Origin of the sequence: Rathayibacter sp. AY2B7 (genome assembly GCF_002931635.1) — a bacterium.
Classification (GTDB): domain Bacteria; phylum Actinomycetota; class Actinomycetes; order Actinomycetales; family Microbacteriaceae; genus Rathayibacter.
In genome coordinates this window covers 1-9743 of the sequence record NZ_PSUC01000120.1, presented here as the reverse complement: position 1 = coordinate 9743, position 9743 = coordinate 1, and the positions used below count along the sequence as shown (strand labels likewise).

The window sequence follows — 9743 nt, the reverse complement described above, 5'->3', positions numbered from 1 at the left end:
ACACATGCTGCTGTGCTGGTTGCGGATCTCCTGCGCCGATCCGAGGCCGACCGGGGCGGTGGCCGCGGGGGCGGGCGGTCCGGTCAGGCGGCGGGACAGCGCTCGCGATCGGCGGTCATCGCGAGGAGGCGGAAGCGGGATCGACGGCGGTGCCGGAGGTCATCGCGACGCTGGCGAGCGTCGGCGGACGGGGGGGCGGAGATGTCGTCGTCATCGACGGTCCTCTCAGGTTCGTCATCGAACCGGTCGGTCGGAGTGGGATGTCGGGCGTGAGGACACGCTGACCACTTCAGGGGCCACAGTAGCGAGTTTTGTTAACGGTAACAATGGCGGAATCCCGCGGAAGTTCCGACGGTCGGCAGTGTGAGCGCTCTCTCCTTGCGAGCGCTGGGATCCGCCGTGCCGCACCCGGATCGGATCGCCCTCGTCCCGTCGAGCACCGCGCGGATCGGCCCTTGACACCGGCTGTCCGACCGGTCGATGGTTGTCCACGTCAACACCGGGCCGACTCCGGCTCAGCTCCCCATCGGAGCCCCGGTGCCGACACGCCCCGCGATCGAGCGGCCGGATCACCGTCCCGGCCGGCTCCGAACGCTCCTTCTGCCGCCGCCCGACCCGGTCGGACGCGGCCTCCTCCTGCGACCCCTCACACGCGTCCCCTCGGGGGCGCCGGATGTCTGCGAAAGGCACCCCTATGTCCCGGACAACGAAGTCCCACCCCTCCCGCCACCTGATCGGAGCTCTGATCACGGCCGTCGTCGGAATCACGACGCTCGGCTTCAGCACGCCCGCCTCCGCGGCCACCGCCCCGGTCGGCCTCGGATCGGCGCAGGAGATCCGCAACCAGCACAGCAGCATGTGTCTCGACGACTTCGACTTCGGCACTCAGCCCGGAGCCGAGGTGCGGCAGTGGAGCTGCACCGAGGGGAGCAACCAGCGCTGGCAGATCACCGACCTCGGCACAGGCTACGCCGAGATCAAGAACACCTTCAGCAACCTCTGCCTCGACAACTTCGACTTCGGCACCACCCCGGGCTCGGAGGTGCGGCAGTGGAGCTGCAACGGCAGCACCGCCCAGCAGTGGCGGATCACCTCCGTCGGCGGAGGCTACGCCGAGATCGCCAATCGGCACAGCGACCTCTGCCTCGACAACAAGGACTTCCGCCAGCTCGACGGCTCCCCCATTCAGCAGTGGACCTGCACCGGCTCCAAGGCCCAGCGCTGGGCACTGACCGATCCGACCGTGCAGAAGATCACCTGGACGCTGAACCGCGTCGCGAGCCCGACCGCTGACGAGGCCGACGCCTACGCCCGCATCACCGACGCGATGGACCGCGCCGTGGCCCGCTACAACCGCCTCAGCAACATCTCCCGCTCCCTGACCGTCTCGTACAGCCCCGGAACCCCGACGGCCGATGCGAACATCTACGGCCAGATCCGCTTCGGCAAGGAGCGCGTCTACATGGTGGAGGGCACCGCCATGCACGAGATCTCGCACACCGTGGGCTTGGGCACGTCGACCACCTTCAACACGAACTGCGAGAACAGCAGCTGGGACTCGGCCCTGGCACTGCTGCGCACCTGGGACGGACCGGACGCGACAATCCAGTGCACCCCGGGTCACATCTTGAACTACGGCCTCAACTACAACAGCGAGTTCAGCCAGCTGAACCTCGAGCGCCACGTGAAGCTGGTGCAGTCCATGCTCAGTGACGGCATGTAGCCGTCACTCGAGGCACGCCCGAACGAGCATCCTCGCCGCCCCTCGCGGGCGGCCGGCGCCGGCGGGGCGGGGAACCAGAGCCCTCCCCCCCGCCGGCGCCGCATGCCCCGATGTCTCCCTCCGGAGGCGCGGGGCAGCGGAGCGCTCGGGAGTCGAGGAGGGCCCGTCGACCGGGTGGTCGCAGCCGACGTGCCGGACGCCGCACCCTGGGGAGGGGGCGTCCGGCACGTCTTCCTCGTGTCGGCGCCGTCCGGTCCGCCGGACCCCCCGGAGGCGCATGACGGGCGGCGTCTGCGGGCGCTAGCGGTTCTGCTCGACGGTGCTCGGCGCGGTCCGGTGCGTCTCCGGCGCCTCCGTGCCGACGGGCTCCGCATCCCCGCTCGCCGCGGCCTCCCGCAGGTACTGCGCCGACATGACGCGGTAGGAGCGGGTGAGCATCGCCGCGCCGGCCGCGATGATCATGACGACTCCGCCGACCAGGAACACCAGCGCGATCCCCCGGCCGATGCCGTCGCCGAGCAGCCCGCCGAACGCCGAGCGCCCGGCCGGCGACTCCATGTACGGGATGAGCGCGAACTCGGCGATCGGGGCGATGAGGAACGACGTGATCGGAGCGGCGGCCGACTCGAACGCCGCCGCGAAGCCGAAGACGCGCCCCTGGGTCTCGAAGGGGACGACCTTCTGGATCACCGTCTGCTCGGCGGCCTCGACCGCCGGGATCAGGGTCATGTAGATCCAGATGCCGCCGGCGTAGAGCCACCACCAGTCGCGGAGGGTGAAGACCGCGCCGATCAGGCCCATCGCCATCACGAGCAGCAGCATCGTCCTGATCGGGTTCCTCCCGAGCCCGAACCTCGCGACGAGCAGACCGCCGATGACGAAGCCGGTCGCCGTCACTCCGAGCACCACGCCCCACAGCTCGACCGGGAACAGCTCGAGGCCGTACGGGTCCATCAGCGCCATGTAGACGCCGCCGATCAGGTTGTTGAACGTCGAGAAGACGATGAGCGCGAACAGCCCGGACGCCGCCCGCACCGCGGTGATGCTGCCGCGCAGATCGATCAGCGGCGCACTCTCCCCCGTCGGCGCGGGCCGGTCCTCCGGGATGCGCAGGAAGAGGAGGTGCAGGAGCGCGGCGGCGGAGAGGCCGATCGCGATCACCAGCGTCCACCCCATGCCGAGCAGGCCGATGGCGAGCCCGCTGAAGACGCTCGTCACCACGAAGGCGAGGCCCTGGACCGTGCCGACGAGGCCGTTCGCGCGGGCGTGCCCCTCCACCGGGACCAGCAGGGTCACCGTCGTGGACAGGGCGATGTTGCGCATGTTCTCGATGACGGCGCCGAAGAGGATCGTGCCCGAGAACACCCAGAACCAGGGGGCGCGGAAGTCCAGGAGCGCCGCCTCGGGCAGCGCGAGGAAGAGGCCGCCCGCGACGCCGAACGACACGAGTGTGACCGCGCCGGCGAAGACCATGACGCGGAACTTGCGGTGCCGGTCCACGATCGTGCCGAAGGCCATCGCGAAGACCGCGACGAGCAGCATGTAGGCGCCGCCGATGATCCCTGTCGCCAGGACGGAGCGCGTCTCGAGGTACACCCAGAACGTGAGCGCGAACCAGAGGAAGCTCGTCGTCACGTTCGCGACGGCGGTGTTGAGGAGGATCTGGTGGAAGTCGCGGAGCCTCGTCGAGGCGTCGGCGTCGGCTCCGGGGGCGGTCGAGGACACGGCTTCCCTCCGCTCGCGACGGCGCCGTCGGTCCCGCGGCGGGAGTCGAGGGTCGTCGCAGCCACTGTAGGACCGCGCCGTCGGCGAGTCGAGAGGGGCCGGGCGTCCGGCGGGGATGCGCTGCCGCCTCCCGCGCGGACGAGGGCGCCGCCGCCCTCGCGACCCGGATCAGCGGGCCTCGGGGGCGGCGGCGCCGACGGGTCAGACGATGGCGGCGCGGAGGGCCGCGGCGGCCTCGCCGACGTCCGGGGCACCGTAGATGGCCCCGCCCGCAACGGCCACGAGGGCGCCGGCGCGCTGCACCGACTCGATGGTGGCGGTGCTCACGCCGCCCGCGACCGAGAACGGCACGCCGGAGGACTCGCCGTCGCGCAGCAGGGTCTCGAAGGTGAAGCCCTCCTCCGCCTGCTCGTCCAGACCGGCGTGCATCTCGACGAATTCGGCGCCGAGGGCGACGACCTCGCGGGCGCGGGCGGCCTTGTCGGGCACGCCGATGAGGTCGACGACGACGCCCTTGCCGTGCTTCCTCCCGGCGGCGATCGCGCCGGCGATGGTGCTGTCGCCGGCGACGCCGAGGACCGTCACGAGGTCGGCGCCGGCCGCGAAGGCCATGTCGGCCTCGAGCTCGCCCGCGTCCATCGTCTTGAGGTCGGCGAAGACCGTCTTGTCGGGGTGCGCCTCCTTGATGGCGGTGATGGCGGAGAGGCCGGCGCTCTTGATGAGCGGGGTGCCCAGCTCGAGGATGTCGACGTGCGGGGCGGCGGCAGCGGCGAGCTCGAGGGCGGCGTCGGTGCTGAGGGTGTCCATGGCGAACTGGAGCTTCACGGGGTGCTTCTTCCTGTCGAGGTGGGGAGTCGGGTCATTCGAGGTTCGCGTGGCGCGGCCAGAGCTCGTCGGCGCTGTCGCCGCGGCGCTGCCAGAGCGCGTGGAACAGGGCGTCGCCGGTGAGCACCACGACCTGCTCGAAGAGCCCGCCGGAGTACTGCGCCGAGGCGGCCCCGGAGCGGTCGAGCTTGTCGGCGGCGGGCACGACCACCACGGCGGAGGCGAGCCCGGCCAGCGGGGAGTCGGCGGCGGTCGTGATCGCCGCGACCCGCGCTCCGGCGTCGACGGCGGCCTGCGCGGCGCGGACAATGCCCCCGGTGGTGCCGGAGCCGCTCGCGGTGAGCAGCACGTCGCCGCTGCGGATCGCCGGGGTCGTCACGTCGCCGACCACGTGCACGACGAGTCCGAGGTGCATGAGGCGCATGGCGGTCATCCGCAGAGCGAGGCCGGAGCGGCCGGCGCCGTGGACGAAGACGCGGTCGGCGCCGGCGAGCATCTCGAGGACGGGCTCGAGGCGGTCGGTCGTCAGCGAGGCGGTCGCGGCGGACACCTCGGCGGCGATCACGGCGAGCGCCTCTGCGGGGTCGGTGGTGCGGTCGTCAGCGGGCATGGATCCACAATGCGCCCGGCGGCCGGATCCGCGCGCCACCTGATCGAGGAGGCCCACCTACCCGATCGGGTGGGCGGTGCCACTCGCGGGTAGGACGGGTAGGTTCGGGGGATGGATCCCGCCGAGTCCCCCGCCTCCCGCACCCTGCTGCAGCAGCACGCCCGCACGGTCGCCGAGCAGGCCGACCGGCACGCGGTGGCGCTGGAGTCGGTGCTCGCCGCCCTGCGCGCCGAGCGCCTCGACGACCGTGCGGCCCGCACCGTCGCGATCGACATCGCCGCGAACGCCCTGGTCGAGCTGCGCACCGCCTCGGACGAGCAGCGCAGCGCGATGCTGGAGCCCGTCGTGGGCGCGTTCGCGCGGCTCCGGAGCGACCTGCGTCCGCTCGTGCGCTTCGGCGACCTCGACGTGCAGTTCGTCGAGCCGCCCGCCACCGGGCGCGCCCTCCCCGGCGAAGTGGCGCACGCGGCCCGCGCGATCGTGCGGAGCGCCGTGCTGGCGTTCGTGGAGTCGGAGCAGACGCGCCGGGTGCGGATCCAGTGGGACTGCGACGGGCTCAACCTGCTCATCGAGATCCGCGACGACGGCCGGGGCGAGCTGACGACCCGCGACGACGCCCTGCGCCCGATCGCCGAGCGCGTGCGCGGGCTCGACGGGGAGCTCTCGGTCGCGTCGACCGCGGGCTGGGGGTCGACCCTGTCGATCCGCCTCCCCCTCGATCCGCCGGCGCAGCCCGACGGGCTCGACCTCGCCGAGCTCAGCGCCCGCGAGCGGGAGGTGCTGAACCTGATCACGCTCGGCGCCTCGAACCAGCGGATCGCGGACGACCTCGGCATCAGCGGCAACACCGTGAAGTTCCACGTGTCGAACCTGCTGCGCAAGGCCGGCGCCCGCACCCGGGCGGAGCTGGCGGCGCTGGCACGCTGATCGATCCGGGTGCCCCGTCCTGGCAGAGCCGTCCCCGCAGTGCCGCCCCCGGACGCACGGACGGGCCGCGGCGGCCGCCGAGGGTCTCCCCCTCCTGCGGCACCGCGGCCCGTCCGGCCGATCAGCGCGCCCCGATCACTCGCTCCGGAGCAGCCCGAAGCGGAACCGGCCGGAGCCGTCGAGCGTGTCGTCGATGCCCGAGATCGTGGAGGAGGCGATGACGGTCTCCGTGCCCTCGAGGAGCGGCACGGTGATCGCCTTCTCCGCCGCGAGGCGCTGCGCCTCCTCGATCGCCGCGGTGCGCTCGTCGCCGGGGGCCAGGCTCCGCTCGCGCAGCACGACCTCGTTGTAGGCGTCGTCCTTCACGGCGGCGCCGAGGATGGAGGGGGCCTCGTCGGTGCCGTAGAGCAGGTTCAGGTAGTTGTCCGAGTCCGGGTAGTCCGCGAACCAGCCCTGCTGGTAGAGCGGGTAGGAGGTCGACTTCTCCTTCACGTACTGCGTCCACTCCGTCGACTGCAGGTCGACCGTGAACAGGCCGCTGCGCTCGAGCTGGTTCTTGATGAGCGCGTACTCGTCCGAGGTGCTGGAGCCGTAGTGGTCGGTGTTGTACTGCAGCTTGAGGTCGACGGGACCGGTGATCCCGGCCGCCTGGAGCGCGGCGGCGGCCTCGTCGGCACTGGGACCGCCGCTCCCGTCGCCGAAGGCCTCCTCGTACGCCGGCGTCGATCCGGTCAGAGCGCTGGGGACGATCGAGTAGACCGGCGCGTAGGTGCCCTTGTAGACCTGGTCCGACAGCTCGTCGCGGTCGATCAGGTCGGCGACGGCGGTGCGGACGGCGAGCGCCTTGTCGGCGTCGGCCTCGGAGGTCGCGGAGCCGTAGGGCATCGTCTCGGGGTTGAAGACCAGGAAGCGCATCTCCGCGCCGGGACCGGAGTGCACCGTCAGGCCCTCCTCGCCGCGGAGGTCCTCCGTGTCGGTCGCGTTCAGCGTGCGGTAGGCGACCGCGATCTCACCGCGCTGGATGTCGAGCTTGAGGTTGCTCTCGTCCGCGTAGTAGCGGACGATCACCGACTCGTTGGCGGCGGCGCCGAGGAGGCCGTCGTAGGAGTCGTTGCGGGTGAGCTGCACGAGCGAGTTCAGCTTGTAGCTCGTGATGGAGTACTGCCCGCTGAAGGCGTCGCCGGCGACGATGTCGTCGTCGGTGGTGAGGGAGTCGGCCGAGAAGACGTCCTCGTCGACGATCGCGGCGGCGGGGCTGGTGAGGATCTGGGGCCAGAGGGCGTTGTCCGGGGTGGCCAGTGTGAAGACGACGGTGGAGTCGTCCTCCGCCTCGACCGAGACCATGTCCGAGAGCAGCGACGAGGGGCCGTTCGGAGCGGCGATCGCCACCTGGCGCTCGAAGGTGAAGACCACGTCCGAGGCGGTGAGCGGATTGCCGTTGGCGAAGGCGGCGTCCTCGCGCAGGGCGACGCGGTAGTGGGTGGGGTCGGTGAACTCGGCCGAGGCCGCGAGGTCCGGCACGGGATCCGTCGATCCGGGGGCGGAGGTCAGCAGCCAGGAGAAGACCTGGTTCTGCAGCGTCGCCGAGCCGAGGTCCCAGGAGCCGGCGGGATCCAGGGCGGTGACCTTGTCCGTGGTCCCCAGGAGGATCCCGGGGGGCGCCTGGGCTCCGGTGGTGCCCGGCGAGCAGGCGGTGAGGGCGACGGCCATCGCCGCACCGGCGACGAGGGGAGCCAGTACTCGGGATCTCATGGGGAACTCCTTGCGGGTCAGCCGTGCGGCGGGGATGAGGGAGGGACGCCGGGGCGCTGGGTCCATGGTGCCGAGGGAGCGTGCGTCCGGCGTCGAGTAGTCGTCGGGGTCTGCGGCCGCTCGCTTCGACAACTGTCGCACCGCGCTCCGGCGCCGCGCCCGGCCGGGAGGGCCCGGGTTCGACGTCTGCTGTGCCCCGGGCCCTCCGCCCTCGCCACCTGTCCATGGCCGCCGACCCTCCGCGTCGTCAGAGTGGAGTCCTCACGGTTCCGCGCGGGTCGGACCGGGAGAGAGAGGTCGCGGTGCGCGAGAACGTCGACACGATCGTCATCGGAGGAGGCGCGATGGGCTCCGCCACCGCCTGGCAGCTGGCCCAGCGCGGCACGGACGTGGTGCTCCTCGAGCAGTTCGGCCCCGGCCACGAGAACGGCGCGTCCCACGGCCGCACCCGGAACTTCAACGAGGCCTACGCCGCCGACGACTACCTCGACCTCCTCGGCGAGGCCTCCCGCCTCTGGGACCGGTTGAGCGTCGAGGAGGGCACGCCGCTGCTCGACCGGGTCGGCCTCGTGAACCTCGGACCCGTCGGACCCCTCCGCGCGGTCCGGGAGGCGCACCGCGCCCACGGCGTCGCGAGCGAGCTGATCTCCGCCGCCGAGGCCCGCGACCGCTGGCCGGCGCTCCGCTTCGAGAGCGAGGTGCTGCACGTCCCCAGCAGCGGACGCGTGCGCGCCGCCGACGCTCTGCTCGCGCTGCGGGCCGGCGCCGAGCGCCGCGGCGCCCGCTTCCGCTACGACACCCCCGTCCGCGGGATCGACGTCGTCGGCCCGGACACCGTGATCGTGACGACCGACGACACCGAGTACCGCGCCCGACGGGTCGTCGTCACCGCGGGAGCGTGGACGCAGCCCCTCCTCGCCGGCCTCGTGCCGCTGCGCCCCCTCCGGGTCTCGGAGGAGCACCCCGCGCACTTCCGGCTCCGCACGCCCGACGCGGCGTGGCCGAGCTTCAACCACACGCCCGACCCGGACCGCGCCGACCACGCGTACTTCCTCAGCCCCGTCTACGGCATGCTCACGCCGGGCGAGGGACTGAAGGTCGGCTGGCACGGAGTGGGCAGGAGCGTCGATCCGGACGCCCGCACCCGCCGCCCGGTCGCCGAGCAGCTCGCGGCCCTCCGCCGCTACGTGGCTGAGTGGATCCCGGGCGCCGACGCGGAGGTCTGCGACGTCATCAGCTGCACGTACACGATGACCCGCAACGAGGACTTCATCCTCGACCGCAGCGGGCCGATCGTCGTCGGAGCGGGCTTCTCCGGCCACGGGTTCAAGTTCACCCCGGCGATCGGGCGGGTCCTCGCGGACCTGTCCGAGGGCGTCGCCGCCCCCCGCCGCTTCGCCGCGACGGCGCGTCCGGCGCTCGCGGGTCCGGTCCTGTAGAGCGGACGGCCTGCGGACCGCGCGCGCACCGGGGCGGACGCCCGCCCGACCGACCCGTGCCCGAGCCGACGCCTGCCCGACCGGACGCGCGCCGAAGCGGGCGCCCGCAGGAACGGACGCCCGCTGAGCCGGACCGGGTGCCGCCCGGTCCGACCCGTCGTCAGCTCGCAGCCGCCAGATCGTCCCGGCTCGCGGCGGCCAGCGCCTCCCGGGCCGCGCGCTGGAGCGCGGGATCCGGCACGGGGAGCGACGCCAGGAGCTTCTGCGTGTACGCCTCGCGGGGCGCGCGGAGCACCTCGGCGGTCGGCCCCTGCTCCACGACCGCGCCCTGCCGCAGCACGACCACCCGGCCGGCCACGCGGTCGACGACGGCGAGGTCGTGGCTGACGAAGAGGCAGCCGAAGCCGAGCGCGCCCTGCAGCTCGGCGAACAGCTCGAGCACGGTCGCCTGCACGGAGACGTCGAGAGCGCTGGTCGGCTCGTCGGCGATGAGCAGGCGCGGGCGCAGCGCGATCGCCCGGGCGAGAGACGCCCGCTGCCGCTGCCCGCCGGAGAGCTCGTGGGGGAAGCGGTCGGCGAAGGCGCGGGGCAGGCGGACCGCGTCGAGCAGATCCAGGACCTCCTCGCGCACGCCGGCGGCCGACTCCGCGCGCCCGTGGATGACGAACGGCTCGGCGATGCACTCGCCGATGGTCAGGAACGGGTTGAAGCTGGTCGCCGGATCCTGGAAGACGAAGCCGAG

Annotated in this window: 8 protein-coding genes; 3 read left to right on the top strand and 5 right to left on the bottom strand. The window is 72.7% G+C overall.

Annotated elements, in window-relative coordinates:
* The first annotated feature begins 694 nt into the window (after nucleotides 1-694).
* Nucleotides 695-1723: an RICIN domain-containing protein gene (locus C5C27_RS15205; RefSeq protein ID WP_181133561.1), complete on the top strand. Its 1029-nt coding sequence runs from the start codon at nucleotides 695-697 to the stop codon at nucleotides 1721-1723.
* 300 nt (nucleotides 1724-2023) lie between these two features.
* On the opposite strand, the gene C5C27_RS15200 is transcribed toward C5C27_RS15205, so the two are convergent.
* From C5C27_RS15200 to hxlB, 3 genes are all read right to left on the bottom strand, one after another.
* Complete coding sequence (locus C5C27_RS15200; protein WP_104314819.1) at nucleotides 2024-3448, bottom strand: MFS transporter; 1425 nt, start codon at nucleotides 3446-3448, stop codon at nucleotides 2024-2026.
* 201 nt (nucleotides 3449-3649) lie between these two features.
* Nucleotides 3650-4273, bottom strand: coding sequence for a 3-hexulose-6-phosphate synthase (hxlA, locus tag C5C27_RS15195; RefSeq protein WP_104224387.1), 624 nt, complete (start codon nucleotides 4271-4273; stop codon nucleotides 3650-3652).
* A 34-nt stretch (nucleotides 4274-4307) separates the two neighbouring features.
* Complete coding sequence (gene hxlB / locus C5C27_RS15190; protein ID WP_104314818.1) at nucleotides 4308-4883, bottom strand: 6-phospho-3-hexuloisomerase; 576 nt, start codon at nucleotides 4881-4883, stop codon at nucleotides 4308-4310.
* 111 nt (nucleotides 4884-4994) lie between these two features.
* On the opposite strand from hxlB, the gene C5C27_RS15185 reads away from it, so the two are divergent.
* Nucleotides 4995-5810, top strand: a complete 816-nt coding sequence (locus C5C27_RS15185) for a response regulator transcription factor family protein (protein ID WP_104239653.1) — start codon at nucleotides 4995-4997, stop codon at nucleotides 5808-5810.
* A 135-nt stretch (nucleotides 5811-5945) separates the two neighbouring features.
* Here C5C27_RS15185 and C5C27_RS15180 read toward each other — a convergent pair whose 3' ends face one another.
* Nucleotides 5946-7562 carry an ABC transporter substrate-binding protein gene (locus C5C27_RS15180; protein ID WP_104282516.1) on the bottom strand — a complete coding sequence of 539 codons (1617 nt, stop codon included), beginning with the start codon at nucleotides 7560-7562 and terminating at the stop codon, nucleotides 5946-5948.
* Between the two features lie 302 nt (nucleotides 7563-7864).
* Here C5C27_RS15180 and C5C27_RS15175 point away from each other — a divergent pair, with 302 nt between their 5' ends.
* Nucleotides 7865-9001 (top strand): FAD-dependent oxidoreductase, encoded by a 1137-nt coding sequence (locus tag C5C27_RS15175; protein WP_258066798.1) that lies wholly within the window; start codon nucleotides 7865-7867, stop codon nucleotides 8999-9001.
* A 160-nt stretch (nucleotides 9002-9161) separates the two neighbouring features.
* Here C5C27_RS15175 and C5C27_RS15170 read toward each other — a convergent pair.
* Nucleotides 9162-9743 (bottom strand): ABC transporter ATP-binding protein (locus tag C5C27_RS15170; protein ID WP_146079712.1); only part of this gene is annotated, 582 nt, incomplete at its 5' end.

Excerpts from the sequence above, each read along its gene's own strand:
- hxlB (WP_104314818.1), bottom strand. The coding sequence starts at position 4,883 with ATGCCCGCTGACGACCGCACCACCGACCCCGCAGAGGCGCTCGCCGTG.
- C5C27_RS15185 (WP_104239653.1), top strand. The coding sequence starts at position 4,995 with ATGGATCCCGCCGAGTCCCCCGCCTCCCGCACCCTGCTGCAGCAGCAC.
- C5C27_RS15205 (WP_181133561.1), top strand. The coding sequence starts at position 695 with ATGTCCCGGACAACGAAGTCCCACCCCTCCCGCCACCTGATCGGAGCT.
- C5C27_RS15180 (WP_104282516.1), bottom strand. The coding sequence starts at position 7,562 with ATGAGATCCCGAGTACTGGCTCCCCTCGTCGCCGGTGCGGCGATGGCC.